Origin of the sequence: uncultured Pseudoramibacter sp. (assembly GCF_903789625.1) — a bacterium.
Taxonomy (GTDB): Bacteria; Bacillota; Clostridia; order Eubacteriales; family Eubacteriaceae; genus Pseudoramibacter; species Pseudoramibacter fermentans.
Genome location: NZ_CAIFFF010000007.1, coordinates 64,531 through 82,898, shown reverse-complemented (window position 1 = coordinate 82,898; position 18,368 = coordinate 64,531). Strand labels below are relative to the sequence as shown.

The 18,368-nt window shown below is 51.1% G+C and carries 17 protein-coding genes and 1 tRNA gene; 4 read left to right on the top strand and 14 right to left on the bottom strand.

Annotation, left to right across the window (positions count from 1 at the left end):
- Positions 1-10: 10 nt before the first annotated feature.
- From QZX60_RS05735 to aroB, 7 genes are all read right to left on the bottom strand, one after another.
- The gene (locus QZX60_RS05735; RefSeq protein ID WP_295362252.1) at positions 11-1,240 is read right to left on the bottom strand and encodes a YbbR-like domain-containing protein; all 1,230 of its coding nucleotides are present in this window, start codon (positions 1,238-1,240) and stop codon (positions 11-13) included.
- Positions 1,227-2,162, bottom strand: coding sequence for a diadenylate cyclase CdaA (gene cdaA / locus QZX60_RS05730; protein WP_295362250.1), 936 nt, complete (start codon positions 2,160-2,162; stop codon positions 1,227-1,229). Before cdaA ends, QZX60_RS05735 begins: the two co-directional genes overlap by 14 nt.
- Before the next feature lie 569 nt (positions 2,163-2,731).
- Positions 2,732-6,172: a pyruvate carboxylase gene (locus QZX60_RS05725; protein WP_295362248.1), complete on the bottom strand. Its 3,441-nt coding sequence runs from the start codon at positions 6,170-6,172 to the stop codon at positions 2,732-2,734.
- 83 nt (positions 6,173-6,255) lie between these two features.
- Positions 6,256-6,555 (bottom strand): chorismate mutase, encoded by a 300-nt coding sequence (locus QZX60_RS05720; RefSeq protein ID WP_295362246.1) that lies wholly within the window; start codon positions 6,553-6,555, stop codon positions 6,256-6,258.
- Positions 6,539-7,633 (bottom strand): chorismate synthase, encoded by a 1,095-nt coding sequence (gene aroC, locus QZX60_RS05715; protein ID WP_295362244.1) that lies wholly within the window; start codon positions 7,631-7,633, stop codon positions 6,539-6,541. The genes QZX60_RS05720 and aroC overlap by 17 nt, the downstream gene beginning before the upstream one ends.
- The gene (aroA, locus tag QZX60_RS05710; RefSeq protein ID WP_295362243.1) at positions 7,630-8,904 is read right to left on the bottom strand and encodes a 3-phosphoshikimate 1-carboxyvinyltransferase; all 1,275 of its coding nucleotides are present in this window, start codon (positions 8,902-8,904) and stop codon (positions 7,630-7,632) included. Before aroA ends, aroC begins: the two co-directional genes overlap by 4 nt.
- A gap of 13 nt (positions 8,905-8,917) precedes the next feature.
- A complete protein-coding gene (aroB, locus tag QZX60_RS05705) occupies positions 8,918-10,036 on the bottom strand; it encodes a 3-dehydroquinate synthase (RefSeq protein WP_295362241.1) in 1,119 nt (372 codons plus the stop codon).
- Positions 10,037-10,224: 188 nt separating this feature from the next.
- Here aroB and QZX60_RS05700 point away from each other — a divergent pair.
- The 3 genes from QZX60_RS05700 to QZX60_RS05690 all read left to right on the top strand — a co-directional run bounded on the left by QZX60_RS05700 (position 10,225) and on the right by QZX60_RS05690 (position 12,164).
- Positions 10,225-10,300 (top strand) — tRNA-Ala (locus QZX60_RS05700).
- Positions 10,301-10,769: 469 nt separating this feature from the next.
- Positions 10,770-11,555 carry a hypothetical protein gene (locus tag QZX60_RS05695; RefSeq protein ID WP_295362239.1) on the top strand — a complete coding sequence of 262 codons (786 nt, stop codon included), beginning with the start codon at positions 10,770-10,772 and terminating at the stop codon, positions 11,553-11,555.
- Between the two features lie 3 nt (positions 11,556-11,558).
- Complete coding sequence (locus tag QZX60_RS05690) at positions 11,559-12,164, top strand: hypothetical protein (protein ID WP_295362237.1); 606 nt, start codon at positions 11,559-11,561, stop codon at positions 12,162-12,164.
- Between the two features lie 54 nt (positions 12,165-12,218).
- Here QZX60_RS05690 and bsh read toward each other — a convergent pair whose 3' ends face one another.
- The 4 genes from bsh to QZX60_RS05670 all read right to left on the bottom strand — a co-directional run bounded on the left by bsh (position 12,219) and on the right by QZX60_RS05670 (position 15,979).
- The gene (gene bsh / locus QZX60_RS05685) at positions 12,219-13,196 is read right to left on the bottom strand and encodes a choloylglycine hydrolase (protein ID WP_295362235.1); all 978 of its coding nucleotides are present in this window, start codon (positions 13,194-13,196) and stop codon (positions 12,219-12,221) included.
- Positions 13,197-13,275: 79 nt separating this feature from the next.
- Positions 13,276-13,929: a C39 family peptidase gene (locus QZX60_RS05680; protein ID WP_295362234.1), complete on the bottom strand. Its 654-nt coding sequence runs from the start codon at positions 13,927-13,929 to the stop codon at positions 13,276-13,278.
- Positions 13,930-13,944: 15 nt separating this feature from the next.
- Positions 13,945-15,495, bottom strand: coding sequence for a Na+/H+ antiporter NhaC family protein (locus tag QZX60_RS05675; RefSeq protein ID WP_295362232.1), 1,551 nt, complete (start codon positions 15,493-15,495; stop codon positions 13,945-13,947).
- A gap of 157 nt (positions 15,496-15,652) precedes the next feature.
- Positions 15,653-15,979, bottom strand: coding sequence for a glutaredoxin domain-containing protein (locus tag QZX60_RS05670; protein WP_295362231.1), 327 nt, complete (start codon positions 15,977-15,979; stop codon positions 15,653-15,655).
- Between the two features lie 167 nt (positions 15,980-16,146).
- On the opposite strand from QZX60_RS05670, the gene QZX60_RS05665 reads away from it, so the two are divergent.
- On the top strand, positions 16,147-16,371 hold the full coding sequence (locus tag QZX60_RS05665) for a hypothetical protein (RefSeq protein WP_295362230.1): 225 nt from the start codon (positions 16,147-16,149) through the stop codon (positions 16,369-16,371).
- An 84-nt stretch (positions 16,372-16,455) separates the two neighbouring features.
- On the opposite strand, the gene QZX60_RS05660 is transcribed toward QZX60_RS05665, so the two are convergent.
- Genes QZX60_RS05660 through QZX60_RS05650 form a run of 3 tightly spaced genes read right to left on the bottom strand, consistent with a single transcriptional unit; the run spans position 16,456 to position 18,253 of the window.
- Positions 16,456-16,905 (bottom strand): hypothetical protein, encoded by a 450-nt coding sequence (locus QZX60_RS05660; protein ID WP_295362228.1) that lies wholly within the window; start codon positions 16,903-16,905, stop codon positions 16,456-16,458.
- 5 nt (positions 16,906-16,910) lie between these two features.
- Positions 16,911-17,105 (bottom strand): hypothetical protein, encoded by a 195-nt coding sequence (locus QZX60_RS05655; RefSeq protein WP_295362227.1) that lies wholly within the window; start codon positions 17,103-17,105, stop codon positions 16,911-16,913.
- Positions 17,102-18,253, bottom strand: a complete 1,152-nt coding sequence (locus QZX60_RS05650; protein WP_295362226.1) for an alpha/beta hydrolase — start codon at positions 18,251-18,253, stop codon at positions 17,102-17,104. Before QZX60_RS05650 ends, QZX60_RS05655 begins: the two co-directional genes overlap by 4 nt.
- Positions 18,254-18,368: the final 115 nt, after the last annotated feature.

Here is an 18,368-nt window from a genome sequence, read left to right as displayed (position 1 = left end):
TTTTACCTTATTAATTTTTCGATTTGAGGGTCGCAGACGTGGAAGACGGTGAGACGGATTTGATCGTCCCTTTATCGGTTGTGACCTGAATGTCGTAGGATCCGGTGCCCTCTGCCGCATCTGAAAAATCGATCCAGGCGCTTAAATCCTTGCTGTCGAGGGTCGACAATTCGCTGCTCGTACCCTCAATTTTGACGGTTACCGACGCATTTTCCATTTTCGTGACCGTTAAGTCGTCTGGCACGTTGCGCTGTTCGATGTCGTCGATCATCAGCTGCTTAGATGTCAGCGCCTCTACCTTGATGGTCACCGTCACGTTGGAGCTGCCGTCCATATTCGTCACATTCGAAGGCAGATTCAATTTTTTCTGTACCGTCGTGCTGATCTTCAGCCCGCTTAAATCGACTGTACTCGGGCGCACCGCATTGATGCTGTCCAAATCCGATGCCTTGCCGCCGAGAAGCACCGTCTTTGGACTGACTGTAATTTTGGCGACCTTGTAGCCGTCGGCCACGCTGCCCGTCGTTTTGGGAGCTTTGATTTTCACGCGCTTGGTCGTTCCGATTTTGACGCTTGCTTTGATCATCGAGGGCTTGCATTCCACATCGGAAAGCACATTGCCCTTTTTGTCCACCGCCTTCACCGGGATGTAGACATCCGTATCGTCTGTCATATCCTGGACATTGGCCGTCGCGACACACGCCTTAATTTTATTGACAGAATCACTCGGTCCTTCCACGCGGACCTGATCAGTGGTCGTCGCCGAGACGACCGACAAATTGTTCCCCGGCTTCCCGCTGGTGTTGATCGTCACGCTGTGGGCTTTATGGCGAATACTGTCGATTTTGATATTGAGCTCGGAAGGCTGTGTCTCCTGCAGGATGACGGAATTCGGCAGTCCTTGAATGACGACGTCCGCCGTGAAGGTTCCCGGTCCCTTTACTCCCGCAAGATCCACTGTCGCGGTGATCTGTGAAGCGTCTAAAGTGTTCACATTCCGTTCGCTCCCGCGGACCCGAATATTGACAAAGTAATTCTTCTGCTCGGTGAGCACGAGCCCCTTTGACGAAAGCTTTTCTGTATTGATCAGCGTCACCGGAATATTGTTGATCTCCTGTGTGATCATGTTGATGTCGTTGCCGTTGATGTACATCCATAAAAAGACGGCGAGACATGCCGCGATAATCAGCCGCACGATGCGCGCCGTTCTGTCACTTCCCGTTTTATTATTTTTCTTCATCAGTCGATTCCCCATCGTCTAACGCGTCTGCCGCTGGCTCTTCTTCCTGCTCAATCAGATCACTTTCCAGTTCGGCATCATCGCTTATATCCTCGTATTCGTCGTAAGGCAGGTCGTCTTCAACCTCCTCTTCCTCATCGATGTTGATAAAACGCTCGGTGAGCAGATCGATGAGCTCATCCTCTGAGAATCCGCGGCGAAGCACGCCCTTTTCTGCCACAGAGATGGTCCCTGTTTCTTCCGATACGATGAGCACGACCGCGTCTGATTTTTCGGAAATGCCAATGCCCGCGCGGTGACGCGTGCCCAGAGAGGAGTTCAGCGTCTTGCGGTCCGTCAGCGGCAGCAGACAGCCCGCAGTTTTAATCTTGCCGCTCCACAAATCGATGATCACAGCACCGTCGTGCAGCGGTCGATTCGGCGTAAAGATATTTTCGATCAATTCAGTTGAAATGTCCGCATTGAGCTTGATACCCGTCGCTTCGATGTCTTTGAGTCCAGTATTCACCGGAAACACCATCAACGCGCCCATCCGAACGTCGGACATGTCGGTCGCGGCCTTTGCAATTTCTTGAATGTTGTTGTAAATTTTCCGCTCCCCGGACGACCTGAACATACGGTCAAACAATTTATTATTCCCCAATTGTTCCAAAGCCGAACGCAGCTCCGGCTGAAACACGACGACGATTAATATGACAGCCCAAGTCACGACAATGTTTAAAATATAATTTAACGTTGTAAACCCAAGCCAGGAGCTGATCGGAATCAGGACCAGCACCATGATCAGCCCCTTGGCGACCTGTTCGGCCTGAGTTCCGCGAATCCACATGAGTATTTTATAAATTAAAAAAGTAATGACGAGGATCTCAATGACATTAGAAAAGGAAAACTGCGATCTCAGTGTAATAAAAAAATTTTCCATTGAGGCCTCCTTGATTGATTCTATTTGATGTATTTTATTATACACTAAATGAACTTGAATACATACCGCGTTTGTGTAATTTAAAAAGCCTAAGTATAATAATTATCAAATGTAACGTTTTTATTAAATTCATTAAAATTTTTTATAAATAAACCTTTACATTTCCACTTTATCCTGCTATACTATAGACAAATAAAAGAACAGATGGTAAATAAAAGAGTAATGAGATAAATATTAACCCGATCGTTACCAAAATCCAGCGTATTAAACAGAAGGTTAGGCAATTAATTGAGAGTTAATTGGGAAGCGGTTTAGTAAGGCAGATTTATCGGAAGGTCATGGTGGTTGATAGGTTTAAGAAATTTATCATCGTCTTTTAAATCTAACGAAAGGAGGATGGACCACCGGAAGTGCAAAGTTTAAGTGAGATCTAAAGACCAGCTTGCATCGTATCAAGGAAGTAAAATCTCTGAGAATGAGCAAGACTGGTCTTATTTTTTTACAAAATTTTATCTTCGCGCTCTAAAAGCAAAAAGACGGTTCACCTTTCGGATCCCCGTCTTCTATTTTTACTTGATTTTCATCATTAATTCGCCTGATTCGACAGTCTGCCCTTCCGATACGTAAATCGTATCGACCGTGCCATCGACCGGCGAGACAATCTCTGTTTCCATTTTCATCGCTTCGACCACCGTCAGGACCTGATTTTTCTTGACCTGATCCCCTTCGTTGACCTGCACCTTGAGCACCGTCCCCGGAATAGCCGAACCGATTTCCTTCGGATTGTTCGGGTCCGCTTTCAGCATGCGGTCCTTTTTCTGAGACGAAAGCGAATATTTATCCTGCACCTTGATCTGGCGGCGGAAACCGTCGACTTCAAAGGTCACCGTGCGTTCCCCATCTTCGTCCGGTTCGCCGACGCGAATCAGGGTGACGATAATCTTCTTGCCTTCCCCGACTTCCACTTCGGTGGTTTCACCCTCTCTGAGGCCGTAGAAGAACGCGTGACTTTCCATGCGTTCCAGATCGCCGTAATCCTGCTTGAAATCCAGATATTCCTGATAAACCTTCGGGTACATCGTCGCGGAGATCAGCTGGCGGTCATCCAAATCCATGTCGTATTTTTTCTTATAGTCCTTGCGGACCTGATCAAAATCTTCCGGCGGAATCAATGACCCAGGCCGAACCGTAATCGGCTTCTGCCCCTTCAATACGATTTTCTGAAGGCGCTTGTTAAAGCCGCCGACCGGCTGCCCGATCATGCCCTTGAAGAAATCGACGACGGAATTCGGGAACGCTAGGGCCTTGCCCTTTTCGTAAATATTGTCCGCGTTCAAATCGTTTTGAACCATAAAGATCGCCAAATCGCCATTAACCTTTGACGAAGGCGTTACCTTGACAATATCGCCGAGCAGCTGGTTGGCTACCTTGTACATATGCTTAACTTCGTCGAATTTATGGCCTAAGCCGAAGCTTTCGACCTGCTTTTTGAGGTTGGAGTACTGGCCGCCCGGAATTTCCATATCGTAAATTTCCGTGCTGCTGCTCTTCAGACCGCTTTCAAATTTGCTGTAAGTCGGTCTCAAATCCGTCCAGTAATCGGACAGGATTTGGAGATCCTGATCGTCGAGCTCTGTGTCGAAAGGTGTGTGCTTGAGCGCCGCGACAATGGAGTTCAGGTTCGGCTGGGACGTCAGCCCGCTCATTCCGGCCAAAGCCGCGTCGACGATATCGGCGCCGCCGTACGCCGCCATCAGCGCAGCCGCCACGCCGTTGCCGGCTGTGTCGTGAGTGTGGAAATGAATCGGCATTTTGACTTCGCTCTTCAGAACAGAGATCAGCTTTCTTGCCGCCTGTGGCTTGCAGAGCGCCGACATATCCTTGATCGCGAGAATGTGCGCGCCGGTCTTTTCGATTTCGTGCGCCATTTTGACGTAATAATCCAAATTGTACTTGGTCTTCGACGTGTCGAGAATGTCGCCGGTGTAGCACATCGCGACTTCCGCGACCTTCCCCGCCTTGAGGACCTCTTCGATGGCGACCTTCATGTTTTCCATCCAGTTCAGGGAATCGAAGATTCTAAAGACGTCGATGCCGGACTTGGCCGACTGCTGCACGAATTTTCGAATCACGTTGTCCGGATAATTCTTGTAGCCGACGCCGTTGGCGCCGCGAAGCAGCATCTGGAAACAGATGTTCGGAATTTTTTCCCGCAGAAGATCAAGGCGATGCCACGGCGATTCCCTCAAGAAATTGTAGGCCACGTCGAAGGTCGCGCCGCCCCACATTTCCAGTGAGAATAGATCCCGCCCGTACCACGCGGTGTCCGCCGCGATGCGGTCCATATCTCGGGTGCGCACGCGGGTCGCCATCAGCGACTGGTGAGCGTCGCGCATTGTCGTATCTGTGATCAGCAGGCGATCCTGGGCCTTGATCCAGTTGACGAGACCGTCCGCGCCGCGCTGATCGAGAATCTGCTTCGTGCCAGAAAGCGTCTGAATTTTTGCGCCTTGCGGCAGTTCCGGCACCTTAGGTTCTGAAAGCACTGGCTTTTTCCCGAAGGTTTCGTTGACAACGATGTTGCCAAAATAGCGGATCGTGTCCATTTCCGGGCTCTTTTGGTCCTCAATTTCAAACAGCTCTGGATGATCGCCAATGAATTTCGTCGTACAGCTGCCCGACTTGAAAATCGGGTGTTCGAGCACGTTGATCAGAAAATCCTTGTTGGTTTCCACGCCGCTGATGATCGTTTCCTTCAGAGCGCGGACCGCTTTTCTCCGGGTTTCTTCAAAGGTTCTGCCGTAGGCGGAGCATTTGACCAACAGGCTGTCGTAATAGGGCGAGATCACCGAACCGGTGAAGCCGTTGCCGCCGTCCAGACGGATCCCCGGACCGCTCGCTGTCCGGTACACATCGATTCGGCCGGTATCTGGCATGAAGTGCATCTTCGGGTTTTCCGTCGTGATCCGGCACTGAATCGCGTAGCCCCGCGTCGAAATTTCATCCTGAGAATGGATTTGAATGGCGTCAGAGTCGAGGGCGTAGCCTTCCGCGATTAAAATCTGCGCCTGAACGATGTCGATGCCCGTCACCAGCTCCGTCACGGTGTGTTCGACCTGAATCCGCGGATTCATTTCGATGAAATAATGGTGACCCAGCTTGTCCACGAGGAATTCCATTGTACCGGCGGAGCAGTAATGGACAGATTTGGCAAGCTTGATCGCATCATCGCAGATCGCCTTGCGCTGTTCGTTCGTCAGAAAGACTGAAGGTGAAAATTCGATGACCTTCTGATTGCGCCGCTGAATCGAGCAGTCTCTTTCGTACAGGTGCACCACGTTGCCGTACTTGTCGCCCAGCACCTGCACCTCGACGTGCTTAGGATCCTCCAGATATTTTTCGATGAAGATCGTGCCGTCGCCAAAGGCCTTGGTGGATTCGCTGACCGCCGAGTGGTATTCTTTCAACAAATCCTTCTCTTCCCGGACGATGCGCATGCCCCGGCCGCCGCCACCTGACGCCGCCTTCAGCATAATCGGGTAGCCGGCCTTCTTGGCAAATTCAATCGCTTCTCCGTTGGAGGTAATCGGCTTTTCGACACCTGGAATCGTCGGCACCGCCACCTTGCTCGCCACTTTCTTGGACTGAATCTTGTCGCCCATTTGCTCCATCATTTCGTGGGTCGGCCCAATAAAGGTCACACCAGCTTCTTCGCATTTTTTCGCGAATTCAGCGTTTTCCGATAAAAAGCCGTATCCCGGATGGATGGCATCAGCGCCCTTTTCCAGTGCGAGAGAAATGATTTTGTCCATATCGAGGTAGGCCTGAACCGGCCCGCCTGCAGAGTTGATCATGTACGCTTCGTCCGCCTTGGTGCGGAACAGCGACATTTCATCCTCCTGCGTGTAAATGGCAATGGTTGAAATGCCCAGCTCATGGCAGGCACGGATAATCCGAATGGCAATTTCGCCGCGGTTGGCGATCAATACTTTTTTAAATTTCTTAATCATCTTGTTGTCCTCTCAAAACGTAATGGTTCATCTTAAACATATATACCGATCATAGCGTAAAAAGTCTTGTCATTCTTTGCCAATCAATGGGACTTTTCCAACCGATCAATGACATCTGCCTCGACAAGCTTGCACGTGTCCATTACAGCCTGCATAAACTGCCCGACCGCCGCTTTGATTTCTGGCTCAACCTGCGCCTGCCGCTTCGCGATCACAGCCTTTTCGCGGGTCTCATCGAAAATCGGCAGACCGTTGGCGTGCTTGTAGCGCGCCACGTCACAAACACAGCCCAGCCTTTGTTGAAATAATGCGATCATCTGGCGGTCGATGCGGTCGATCTCTTCCCTAATTTCGGATAAATCCAGCTCACTCATGGCGTCCATCTGCCTCCATCATCAAATCCAGCAGGCAGAGCGCCGCGGCGCTTTCGACCACCGGCAGTGCGCGAATCACGATGCACGGGTCGTGGCGCCCCTGAATGGCCAATTCGGTGTTTTCGCGCGTGGCCATATCGATAGTCGCCTGCGTCTGTGCGATCGAAGGGGTCGGCTTAAAGGCGACCCTGAATACAATAGGCATCCCATTGGTAATGCCGCCGTTGATGCCGCCGTTGTGGTTGGTCGCCGTCACGACGTGCCCGTCTTCCATTCGAAAGGCGTCGTTAGCCTCGGAGCCCCGCATCCCGCTGATGTCGAAGCCGCTGCCAAAGGACACGCCTTTGACCGCGGGAATCGCAAAGAGAAACGACGCCAGCCGGCTTTCGACGTTGTCGAAAATCGGTGAGCCGAGCCCGCCGGGAACGCCGGTGATGTAGCCCTCAACGATGCCGCCGACCGAATCCTTCTGCGCTCTGGCCTCGGTAATTTCCCGGATCATCGTGTCCTTGAGCGTCCCGTCTACTACTGGAAAACCTGCGTCAGTGTATTGAAGAGCCGCGTAATCCTTTGGCGCTAAAACAGAAGGGTCGCGCACCTGGCCGATCTGGACGATGCGGCTGCCGACGGAAAGGGCCGGCACCTTCTGCGCAAGAATCTGCTTGGCCACCGCGCCAGCGAAAACCATTGGCGCTGTCAGGCGGCCCGAAAAATGCCCGCCGCCGCGGTAATCTTGAAAGCCGCCGTAGCGGAGAAAGGCCGTGTAGTCCGCGTGGCCCGGACGCATTTTGTTTTTCGTCTTTTCGTAATCTGACGAATGGGTATTGCCGTTTTCGATGATCCCGGTCAGCGGCGTCCCTGTCGTTTTCCCGTTGAAATAGCCCGAGACGATCCGCACCCGGTCCGCTTCCTTCCTCGGCGTTGCCAAGTCCTTGCCACGGGCTGACCGGCGATCCATCTCTTCGGCAATTTGGGCTTCGTCAATGGTGAAGCCCGACCGCAGGCCGTCAATGACGGCGCCGATCATCGGGCCGTGGGATTCTCCGAAAATCGATAAATGGATATGCTGTCCCCAACAGGATGTCATGCTGTTTGTCCTCCGTTTTGTCTAAAATCCTGCCAAAAATCCGGATATGATTTGCGCACGGCCTCCGCGCCGTGAATGGTCAGCGGGTCACTGCAGCATTCGCTCGCAGCGGCGGCCGCCATCGCGATGCGGTGATCGTTGACGGCGTCGATCTCTCCGCCTTTGAGCTGCCCTGCGCCCCAGATCGTCATCCCGTCCGGCGCTTCTTCAACCCGCACGCCCAAACGCGTCAGCAGATCGGCCATCGCGCTCAGCCGGTCCGATTCCTTGAGCCGCAGACGCCCCGCGCCCAAAATTCGACTCTGGCCTTCCGCTGTCGCCGCAAGCACCGCCAAAATCGGCATCAGATCCGGACATTGGGATACGTCCATGTCGATGCCGTGGCGCGCGGACGGCTTAGCGACCCAGGCGCCGTCCTGCCAGTCAATCTGACCGCCCATCTGTCGAATCAATGGGATGATCGCCGCGTCACCCTGAAGGGAGGTTTTCGGCAGATTCTCACAACGCATCGCTTTGCCGTTAACGCCAAAGGCAAACCAGAACGCCGCCTGAGAAAAATCGCCCTCGACGCTGAAGTCCGCCGGCTTGTAATGCTGTCCCCCTGGAATCGCGTAGAACCGGCCGTCCTCCGAGACATCGATGGTGATGCCATAATATTTCAGCACACCGAGAGTCAGGTCGACATAAGGGCGGGACTCGAGCACTGTCGTAATGCGCAGCGTCGACGGCCCGTTTAACAGCGGCAGTGCGAAAAGCAGACCGCTGATGAATTGCGACGAGACGTCGCCCGGCATGGTGTAATCGCCGGGTTTCAGCGCCCCGCTCAAGGTCAGCGGCAGCGCGTCATCACTCGCCGTCTGCCAGTTGATTTGTGAAGCGTCAAAAATCGGCCGATAGGGCTCGAGGGGCCGCTTCGGCAGCCTTCCCCGCCCTGTTAACGTCACATCCGCAGCGTTGAGAGCCGCCAGCGGCATCAGAAAACGGACCGTCGAGCCCGATTCGTGGCAGTCAAGCGTGACATGATCGGCTGAGGGTCTGCCACAGCCGATCATTTTGAGCTTCGAGCCGTCTTCATTTAATTTTTCAATTTTTGCGCCGAAGGCCTCAAGTACGTCGCAGGTCGCCACAATGTCCTCGGAGACGAGCAAATGATCGAGCACGCTTTCGCCGTCAGCCAGCGCCGCGCAGATCAGTGCCCGATGGCTGAGGCTTTTAGAAGGCGGCACCTGCACCGTCCCACCGATTGGGTGGGGTTGTATCGTGATATCCATCGATATGCCTGGCTTAAGCCTGTTCGTCGGTCAGCGGCGCCGGCATTTCCGATTCAACCGCGTCGGGGGTGAACAAATCGATGGCTTTATCCTTCTGGACGCGCACAATTTCCGCAGTGCCGATTCGCGGCATGACGCAGACGTTCAAAATATCCCCAGTGAATTTCTTGTCGTGCATGACGATGTCCTGAACTCGGTTCAAATCCATGTCGGGCATATCGATGGGCAGCCCGTATTTGATGAGCATTTTGCCAAGATTGTCCAAATCTTCCTGAGACGTGATGCCTTCGCGCACGCTCATCTTCGTAATGTTGTACATCCCGACGGCGACGCCTTCACCGTGGGAATAACCTTCGTAGCCAAAGTAGTTTTCAATAACGTGACCGATGGTGTGGCCGAAATTCAAAATGCGGCGCACGCCCGATTCCTTTTCATCTTCTTCGACGATGTTGCGTTTGATCTGCAGACATTTGGCGACAATGTCTTCCATGTCGGCCTGCAGGTCTTCCTGATACTGGTAGCCGGCGAGGCGGACGAAGAGCTTGCTCGAGGCAATGCAGCCGTATTTGATAACTTCGGCCATGCCGTCGATGAAGTAGCGGTCTTCCAGCGTCGTCAAACATTCAGGGTCGACAAAAACAGCCTGTGCTGGGTAAAAGGCGCCGACCAAATTCTTTCCGACGTCCAAATCGACACCGGTCTTGCTGCCGACGGAGCTGTCCGTCATCGCGATGAGCGAGGTCGGAATCTGGAAGAAATCGATGCCGCGCATGTATGTTGCTGCCGCAAAACCAGCCAAATCGCCGACGACGCCGCCGCCCAGGGCAACAATGGCGTCAGAACGGGTCAAATTGAATTCGGCGAGCTTGTAATAAATGCTTTCGACTTGACTTAAATTTTTCGACGCTTCTCCCGCTGGGATTACGATCGAATACACATTGCCGCCGAAAGATTTCAGCTGCTGCACGACCAGGCGCAGATAATGGCCAGCGACATTTTTATCCGTAATGATCACAATGGCGTTGTATTTTGCAAATTGGTCTTTTAATTCGTAAAGATGTTCACGCAGGCCATTGTGAATGTAAATTTCTGTTTTGTGGCTCGACTCGACAGAGCAAGTTAATTTTTTCATGGATCAGTTCTCCTTTATTTTTAAGGGCTCGTAGCATCCCGCCCAATTGATCATAATTGTAAATATTATAGACGATTTTTTTGTGGAGTTCAATTTGAACTTGAGTCCCGCCTAGATAATTTAATAAAATCTTATAAAAATTCTTGACAATTGTTTGTAATTACGTTAATATAATTATCGTTCCTTTTGGGGGTGTGGCGCAGTTGGGAGCGCGTTTGAATGGCATTCAAAAGGCCAGGGGTTCGAATCCCCTCATCTCCACCATTTGAACAGACGAGAAACCGCTGAATTCGGTGGTTTCTTTTTTTATGCATCTAAGTGTGAAGATTATTTTTCTACACTTCTTTTTAAAAAGTGTCGTAATTTTGTCGTAAATTTGTCGTAAAAAAGTATAAGATTTACAGCGCACGATCGTTTTGAATCCTGCTTCTATGGTTATATCCGATTTAGATGCAAATCAAAATAGTCGGACTGGTATTCCCTCTCCGTACGTCAGCTATTTTTTCTTTTTCTTATTTTTAAACCACAAATACAACGACCACAATCCCCTGGCCGCGGCCAGCACAACAAAAACATATACAAGCGTTAAAAATATTTTCATTATTAAACCTCGATCAATTTAATGATACGCTTTCTATTATCCAATACTTCGTCATAATATTCAAATTTTCTGTATTTGGTTTTTTTTACAGTGTGATGTGATAAATTAAAAGTAGAAGAAGCGAGGAAATATATGAAATTTAACCGTTTGGATCTCGATATCAAACCATCACAGAAGCTGGCCTTGACGCCGAAAATGCGCGAGGCCATTGAGATTCTGCAGATGAACAGCCTACAAATCAAAAATACTGTAGAAGAAGCGATGCTGGAAAATCCGATGCTGTCTATGGATGAAGACCCGCTGAGCGCCGAAAGCCAAAGTGCGGAAAAAGCGCCCAATACCGACGCTGCGTCGAGCGACACAATGGATTGGCAGGAATACTACGAAAGCATGCAAAACGGATCTGTCAAAGGAGATCTGGCCCGCCCGGATTTCTCCGAGCTGCCGGACCCGCTGCAGAAGGCCCGCCACAGCGATATTTCTCTGGATTTTTATTTGAGACTTCAGCTGCGTCTGCACGCTGACATTCCCCAAAAGGCGGGGGCATACATCATCGATCACATCGACGAGGACGGCTATCTGTGGATGGACGCCGACCAGGCTGAGGCCGATCTCGACCTGTCCCTCTCCGAGCTCGAGTCCGTTCTGAAGATGATTCAGACCTTCGATCCGCCTGGCGTCGGTGCGCGCGGCATCGGTGAATGCCTGAGTCTTCAGCTCAAAGCCAACGATTTGTGGACACCCGAAAGACAGATGCTCATCGACGACTGGCTGCTGGGCATTGCCAACAACGCCTTCAAAAAAGTAGCCAAGGCTACCGGGCACACAGAAAAAAGCATCGCCGATTTCAAAATGATGCTCAAGGAACTCAACCCGCGCCCGGGCAGTGTCTTCGACAAAGAAGAGCCCAACGCCTAGATCGTGCCCGACGGCAGCATCGAATGGATCGACGGCCAGCTCACCGTGCACATCAACGACCTCGGCGCGCCTCATCTGCACATCAGTCCCTTCTATTACAACATGCTCAAGCAGACCGATTCCGAGGCCGCCCAGGCCTACCTTGAAAACTGCCTCAACAAAGCGCGCTTCCTGATGGACTGCATCGACATGTGCAGGCGCACCTTAACTCAGACGATCACCGCTATCGCTGAATTTCAGGAGGATTACTTTTTAAGCCGCGCTAAACTGCTCAAGCCGATGACGCTGAACCAAATCGCCGAAATGACTGGGGTGCATCCGTCGACAATCAGCCGCGCCGTCAAGGACAAGGCGATTCGCACGCCGCGGGGCATCTTCCCGCTGAAGCGCTTCTTCGCCGCCGGCCTTCCGGGTGACCGCCGCGTCTCTGTCGACGCAGTGCACGAGGCCATCCGCCAGATTATTCAAGAAGAGGATCCGACGGCGCCTCTGAGCGATCAGGCCATCACAGAAAAACTCAGCGCCAAAGGCATCGATATCTCGCGGCGGACCATCGCTAAATATCGAACGGAGCTGGGCATTCCCGCCAAATCCAAACGCTTCCATTAACAACAAAAAAGTCTTTCAGAATGAATTTCATCTGAAAGACTTTTTAATTTTGCCTTAATTCTGAGCTTTAATGTCTTCGCCCATTAAAAGCGGATAGCTCTGCCATTTATTCCCGTCCAGATCTTCACGGTGCATGTCGACCTTAGTAATCCGGCTGTTGTCGTAGGTCTTGTAATAGTAAACGCCGGTATCGGTATTGCAGCACGACGAGTAAATCGTGTATTCGTATTGATCGTTGCCGAGATCGCAGCAGCCCCGCTGCTGTTCGACAGAACCCAAAATATGGAAAAACTGGCTGACACTTTCCTCTTCTCTCGAGCCGCATTTGGAATTAAGCTTCGTGAACACGACCTTCGCAAAACGCGACGCCGAGGACAAATCCCCTGGTAGACCGATGGCGCCCATGCCGCGGCTGTACAAATCGAGGTCCAGCCCCTTCGCGAAACGGTTTTCCGGCACCCCTGCCGTGAGCTGACGGTAATTATTGAGCCCGAAAAGCTGTGTCGGGAACGGCGGATTGTTGGTCAGTGCGCCAACTGGATCGTCGTAAATGTGCAGACCGTCTGCGACAGATTCGACGACAAACGCGCCCGATGGGTCAGCTACAAGCCAATGAAGCGTGGACGCCGGCAGGCGGTCGTTAAACCGCGTGTCCAGCACGGTCAAATTTTCGATGCACGCCTTCGCTTCGTCCAAGTCCGCGCACTGTCCCAGCACCCACGGAATCATTTCAAAGGAGGCGATGCCGTTTTTGCCGGCTTCCGCCTGACTGAAATAATGGGCGTTGCCGGCGAAATTCAGACCGGCCATGCTGAGGCCCTTTTCGTTCGTGCCGTCGTAGTAAAGCGGCATACCCTCCTCGACTGTGGCCATGCCAATGATGGCGTAGCTGTCGTCGCGGTCTGCTGCTTCTCTAAAATGCCAATGATAATGCCGAGGTGTCACCACCACAGATTCTCCGAAAGATATTTCCAGATCAAGATTTCTGCCGAAATAATGATCCTTCGTCTGATAACTAATCGCGGTACACATGTTGTTAGTCCCCTTTCATCTTAGACTTATTTTAACACGTTCCGCCGCGAATAGTCTGCGAGGCAAAATCTTATCATCATTAGACGAATTTTTTTATCTGTTCGATTAAAACGGCGCGTCCGCCCTGCTCCAGATGACGCTTTTCGCAGAGAGTCTGCGAGATCGCGGTCTCTCCGCGGTGATCCCACGGATCGTTAAAAAAATACAAATTGTTTTCGTCATCGTACCCGGTCAAGACCAGGCAGTGCTCGCGGCTGTGCCAGGTCAGCGTACGTCCAGTGCCCGCGATCTGCCATTTCGGCCCGTACACCGCCGGCTCAAAACAGAGGGTCGCCCAATAAATCACCGGCATTCCATTGTCGATCGATCGGCGGTACACCTCGGCGCCTGCGCCTGTCACGTCCACCGCGCGCAAAGGCGCGCCGAAGCTTTTAAAAACGGCGTTGCAGGCCTTCACGATCACGCCTGGGTAGCAGCCAAAGGCCGCTTCGCTGTAGGGATCGCCCGCAAAATATTCGTCAGGATCCGGACCGGTGCCGATACACACGTCACCGACTAATGCTGCGCTTTTTGTCAAGTACATCGGACGTTTGGGCAAAAAATCTTGAATAAATCGGTCGACTGAGATGTCGATTCCCAAATATTTCAGTACCATCACGGCGGATACCGATTCGCACCCGGTCGGCCAGCGTTCGGTTTGGTCGATCAACGGCACGGTCAATTTCTTTTTCAATTTAAGTTTTACCTTTTAGACATTGCCCTTTTCGAGTCGGCGTTCAAATTTTGAAATTTTTTCGCCGTTATTGCCTGAATATTTCATAATCAGTGTCAGTATTCCCAAAAGCACACATACCCCGACGATCAGTGGCAGCCACCAATTCCGGCAGAAACCGGCAATGACAAAGCCGACGCCGCAGGACAGCACGACGGGAACTGCGTACTGCAGCTGCGTTGAGACGTGGTTCAAATGGTGGCACTGTGCGCCAGCGGACGACATGATTGTCGTATCTGAAATCGGAGAGACGTGATCGCCGCACACCGCGCCAGCCAAAATCGCCGCGACCGTAATGATCATCATTTCGGTATTGTGATTATTGAAAATCGAAATGGCAATCGGCACCAAAATCGAAAACGTTCCCCAAGAGGTCCCGGTCGAAAACGAGATGAAGATTGCGATGAAGAAGATAATCACTGGAATGAAGGCAACTCCAGTCGTCGACAGGTTCAGCGTCGTGCTGAAAAATTGGCCGATGCCGAGGCGGTCTGTAATGCCCTTTAAAGTCCAGGCAAAGGTCAGAATCAAAATCGCCGGAATCATCATTTTGGCCCCTTCCGGCAGCGCTTCCATCATTTCACTGAAAGAAACGAGCTTTCTCGGCAAGTAAAGCAGTGCGATAAACACGATCGTCACGATCATCGAGAAAACCAGCGCCGTTTCGACGTCGCAATTGGCAAAGGCTTCCGCCGCGTTTTTAGCGCCGCTCAAAAAACCAGTGTAAATCATCGCGCCGACAGCTGTACCGATCATCACGATCATCGGCAGGATCAAATCCTTCACGGTGCCGTTGGGGTTGACGTTTTTCTGTTCCTGTTCGATTTCATCCTTAAATTCATCGGCAAAGGAGGTGAACAAGTCGCCGTTTTCCGCGTTGCGTTCATGCTTCGCCATTAAGCCGAAATCAATGCCCCGTGCCGAGGTGTAAAACACCATAAACAGCGTCAAAATCGCGTACAAATTAAAAGGAATCGTACTAACAAAAAGCTGAAAGCCGTTGATGACACTGCCCTTGGGCACGTAGGAGTTCACCGCAGCCGCCCAAGATGAAATCGGCGCGAGGATACACACCGGTGCGGCGGTCGCGTCGATGATGTAGGCCAGCTTCGCGCGGGACACCTTGAATTTATCGGTGACTGGACGCATGACCGAACCGACAGTCAGGCAGTTGAAATAGTCGTCGACAAAAATCAAAACACCGAGCAGACTCGTTGTAATTTCCGCCTGACGTTTATTCTTAATTTTCTTTGTCGCCCAGCGTCCGTAGGCCGCCGTACCGCCGCTTCGCCCCATTAAAACGACGATCATGCCGAGCAGCACATCGAAAATAATGATTTTCAAATCGATGCTTTTGACCATCGTATTCAGGAAAACGGTAAAGGCCTTCCACAAATGAAAATCTCCAACAAACAAAGCGCCTAAAAACACGCCGCAAAACAAAGACACGTAGACCTCTTTGGTGACCAGTGCCAAAATAATCGCGACCAGTGGCGGCACCAACGACCACCAGGTTCCATAAAACATACCATAACCCCTTTCTTTATTAAGTCTTTCTTTAATAACTCTTTTTATTTTATACGACTTTTCGTTATAAAAAAAGAAAAATATTATTTTTCCACATAAAAAAGCAAGACGATACCGCCTTGCTCAATTTGTTATTTATTGTCAAGTGAGATTACGCCTAACAGCCGCTTCCATCTAAAGCACACGCGGCGCCTTCCGATTCCTCGGGAACATCCGTATCGTCGGCGTCACCAGAGACTTCATTTAAGTAAGCCTGCCAATCTCTGCGGACACTGCCGTCTTCAAAAACCAGCGCTGGGATGCCGATCGATTCCGTTCCGCGAATACCTTCAAAGGTCGGCTGGGTGTCCCTGAGCTTGACGAAGGTTTTTAAATTTTCCAGTCGGGAAATATCCACAAATTCATAAGCAATGGCCCGCCCATCAAATTCGCCCTTGCATCTTCTGCAGTGCGGACATTGTTCCATGCCAAAAATTTTGATCATGATTCACACTCCTTTCGTTGAATTCATCATTTCAGGCTTTTATTGTTTTTATATTATAATTATATTATAAAGGTCCCGCCACAATTTCGCAACACCAGCGCAAGATTCTGCCTTGACAGTCCTTTTAATTCTTTTTATAATCGAATTAAATTGGAGGTTATATCAATATGGCAGCAATATCCATTATCGATGCGAGCCGCATCAAAAAAGTGATCGCGTCCCATTTAAACGTGTCGGTGCACGTCCACGATACCTGCGGAAGCGGGCTGTTTTTCACGGTCGACAATGCTGATTCGCGGGTGACGGCTTTCTTTAAGGCCTACGCCGAAATGGAAAACCTCAATCTTTTTGTCAACGACGAGGAGACGCTCTTCTCCCTCGAATCCAATTAAGTTTCATCACAAAACAAACCAAAACACCCCGGCAATGATTGTAAAAAAACTACGATCATTGCCGGGGTGTTTTATATGTACGCATTACGGCGTTTCGCTTTTAACTTTCAGGCCATCTTCACTCAATAGGTGCGCCCTTTCCCACCGCCTTATGGCCCATCTGGCCCGCCCGAGATTCTCGAGCAGCATCTGCGCCGATTCGTTGTCGCTCCTGATCCGCTCCATCTGCCGGTACAGAAAACCTTCATCAACAGCGATGTGATCCCTTGATGCCATCGCGATGTTCCACTGAAGCTGAGATGCATCCTCATCGCCCTTTTCGAAAACGCGCTGGATTTTCATCTCTTCCTTTCGGATGAGGCGGTTAAGGGCGTCTTTCGCCTTTTCCCGCGTATCTTCGGACTCCGTCGGGTCCTGCATCCGCCTAATTAATGTGTTGATTCTGCTGTCGAAGCGTCTCTGGGCCTCCTGAGAAATGATGGTGCCCTGGTTGCGCCCTACGATTAATTTAAGTTTTGGCTGTTCTTTTTTCATCACGATTAAAAATGAATCTTAATTTGTTCAATATTTCTTTCGATGAGTTCGTCGTTCATCATAATGGTCTTGCGCATCGCGTTGTCTGCGGGAATCAATGGATCCCCTGGCAGCAGCTGATAGGCGATCGCCGGACGGAACCCCGTCACCTCGCGATGATCGTGCATGCGGAGCATGGCTTCTCCTCTTTCTTCGTTCATGAACTTGTTTCCTCTTCTTTTTTCACTTGGGCTTTCGCAGCCGTATCCTTGGCCGCACCCGTTGCTGTATTGTCTACATTGGACGAAGGCTTAACGCTTGCGTTTTCCTGCTTCATCCTGCGGCGCCGGCGGTTAAAAAAGGCGTGGCGTCTCGCAATGTTGCGCGCCTTTCGGGTGATGCCGGCCGGCTGCGGCGCAAAATAATTTTTCTGCGCACTGCGGAAACAGTCGACAATGAACTGTCTCGCTTCGCGATGGGCACGGTCCGGAAATTCAAGCCAATTGTAAACCTTAAAATAGCAGTCAAAGGTTCTGAAATAAACCGTGACGTCCGCCGCTTTGAGCCGCTTGGCGAATTTAACCGTTTCGTAATAAAATGGGCCCTCGGTACCCGCAATGGTGCACACCGGCGGCAGATGATCTAAAATTTTCGCCCGAGCCGGGATCGCGTAAATGGGAATGATATTGGCATTTTTAAAGCTTTTTAGATAGCCTTCCCATCCCTTCAGCCGCGCCTTTTCGTGATCCTTGAGCCTATAGGATTTGGCCTTTTCCTTCAGATACTGGTCGTCAATCATCGGAAAAAGCGGCATCTGAAAGGCAATGGATACCTCGCGGCGGTCTCTCGCGTAAAGGGAAACCGCAGTGGCCAGTCCGCCGCCCGCTGATTCGCCGCCGACAAAAAGCTGATCTGGGTTGATTCTGAGGGTATTCGCGTGCTCTTTCATCCAATACAACGCCAGATAAGCGTCCTCCAGCGCAGCCGGATAAGGCGCTTCCCCAGACAGCCGGTATTCCGGCAAAACGGCAACGCATTTGCCGTCGGCACAGAAACTATCCATCAGGCCGTAATCCTGTTCGGGCAGCCCACAAGCGTACGCACCGCCGTGAAGCCACAGCAGGCCCGTCGCATTTTTCTCCGAGCCTTCATTGGACCAGACCACCAGAACCCGAAGCAGGCTGCCGTCGCGCCTGTAAATATATTTCTGGGCCATCTGTGTCTTTTTGCCGTGCCACTTGCCGTGCAGAAAGATGTGCAGCAGATTGTTCTGCCTTTTGAAGGACATACTTAAAGACAGGGAGGGCGAAACAAAACGTTTTTTTTCTTTTGCTCCCTGCTGCTTTTTCTGATCCGTCAAAGATTTCATTTCACATCTGTCCTCACTATTATTTTATAGCCCTATCTTATCAACTTTTCAAAATGGATTCAATCTTTTCACGTTATTTTTACTTCTTTTTACAGTGTCTGCTGTCTTTTTGACA

Bases quoted from the DNA above. Each gene is read 5' to 3' on its own strand.
- QZX60_RS05735 (WP_295362252.1), bottom strand. From the start codon at position 1,240: ATGAAGAAAAATAATAAAACGGGAAGTGACAGAACGGCGCGCATCGTG.
- cdaA (WP_295362250.1), bottom strand. From the start codon at position 2,162: ATGGAAAATTTTTTTATTACACTGAGATCGCAGTTTTCCTTTTCTAAT.
- QZX60_RS05725 (WP_295362248.1), bottom strand. From the start codon at position 6,172: ATGATTAAGAAATTTAAAAAAGTATTGATCGCCAACCGCGGCGAAATT.
- QZX60_RS05720 (WP_295362246.1), bottom strand. From the start codon at position 6,555: ATGGACGCCATGAGTGAGCTGGATTTATCCGAAATTAGGGAAGAGATC.
- aroC (WP_295362244.1), bottom strand. From the start codon at position 7,633: ATGACATCCTGTTGGGGACAGCATATCCATTTATCGATTTTCGGAGAA.
- aroA (WP_295362243.1), bottom strand. From the start codon at position 8,904: ATGGATATCACGATACAACCCCACCCAATCGGTGGGACGGTGCAGGTG.
- aroB (WP_295362241.1), bottom strand. From the start codon at position 10,036: ATGAAAAAATTAACTTGCTCTGTCGAGTCGAGCCACAAAACAGAAATT.
- QZX60_RS05695 (WP_295362239.1), top strand. From the start codon at position 10,770: ATGAAATTTAACCGTTTGGATCTCGATATCAAACCATCACAGAAGCTG.
- bsh (WP_295362235.1), bottom strand. From the start codon at position 13,196: ATGTGTACCGCGATTAGTTATCAGACGAAGGATCATTATTTCGGCAGA.
- QZX60_RS05675 (WP_295362232.1), bottom strand. From the start codon at position 15,495: ATGTTTTATGGAACCTGGTGGTCGTTGGTGCCGCCACTGGTCGCGATT.
- QZX60_RS05670 (WP_295362231.1), bottom strand. From the start codon at position 15,979: ATGATCAAAATTTTTGGCATGGAACAATGTCCGCACTGCAGAAGATGC.
- QZX60_RS05665 (WP_295362230.1), top strand. From the start codon at position 16,147: ATGGCAGCAATATCCATTATCGATGCGAGCCGCATCAAAAAAGTGATC.
- QZX60_RS05660 (WP_295362228.1), bottom strand. From the start codon at position 16,905: ATGAAAAAAGAACAGCCAAAACTTAAATTAATCGTAGGGCGCAACCAG.
- QZX60_RS05655 (WP_295362227.1), bottom strand. From the start codon at position 17,105: ATGAACGAAGAAAGAGGAGAAGCCATGCTCCGCATGCACGATCATCGC.
- QZX60_RS05650 (WP_295362226.1), bottom strand. From the start codon at position 18,253: ATGAAATCTTTGACGGATCAGAAAAAGCAGCAGGGAGCAAAAGAAAAA.